Annotated in this window: 1 protein-coding gene; it reads right to left on the minus strand. The window is 55.3% G+C overall.

The genetic code is table 11. From position 1 onward, the window contains the following. Positions 1-469: BCCT family transporter (locus D8V06_RS20395; RefSeq protein ID WP_177434460.1), on the minus strand; the 469-nt coding region annotated here is incomplete at its 3' end. Positions 470-723 lie beyond the last annotated feature (254 nt).

The following is a 723-nucleotide window of genomic DNA, read 5'->3' on the forward strand; positions in this document are numbered from 1 at the left end:
AGATCGCCCAGCCATGCAGGCCCCAGTGCAGGAACGTCAGCTGAACCGCCTGACGCGCCGCAAGGTTGCTGGCGGCTACGCCTTCCGGCGGGTTGAAGTAATGGTCCAGAGGCTCGGATGCGCCAAAGTACAACAGCGAAATGCCGATACCGGAAGAAAACAGCATCCCCGCCCAGGCGCCGTAGCTGAAATCCGGGGTATCGTCCTTGCTGCCCAGTTTCAGTTTGCCGTAGGACGAAAAAGCCAGGCCCACCACGAAAATCAGATAGGCGGCGATCACCACCATGTAATACCAGCCAAAGCTGCGTGACAGCCAGGCTTGCGCTGTACCGAGCATTCGACCGGCCTCTTGCGGGGCGATGATCAGAATGGCGGTCAACAACAGAATCAACGCGGTGGAGGTGTAGAACACCCAACCGTTGACCGTCACCTTCTCGGGTGGGGTCTTTATTAGTGAGGCAGAACTCATGGCACAGATGCTCCGGGCAGTGCGGGAGAAGATCACAAGGCAGCGCGTGACCCGACCAATCGGTTAGTTGGCAGCCGACCAGCGGGTGTTATAAAGACACCCCGAAAAAGCCCGAAACCCCAAAAGCGCCGTGGCGTATAGGTTTCGAGCCGTTTTAGATGTCGGTTTTTCGTCATTTATGCGTAGGAAAAATCTGTAAGCAGCGACGAATTGTCGCAGATCTTATTCTTTGTTGATTGAACGTTCAATCAAAA

Origin of the sequence: Pseudomonas sp. Sample_24 (assembly GCF_004307605.1) — a bacterium.
Lineage (GTDB): Bacteria > Pseudomonadota > Gammaproteobacteria > Pseudomonadales > Pseudomonadaceae > Aquipseudomonas.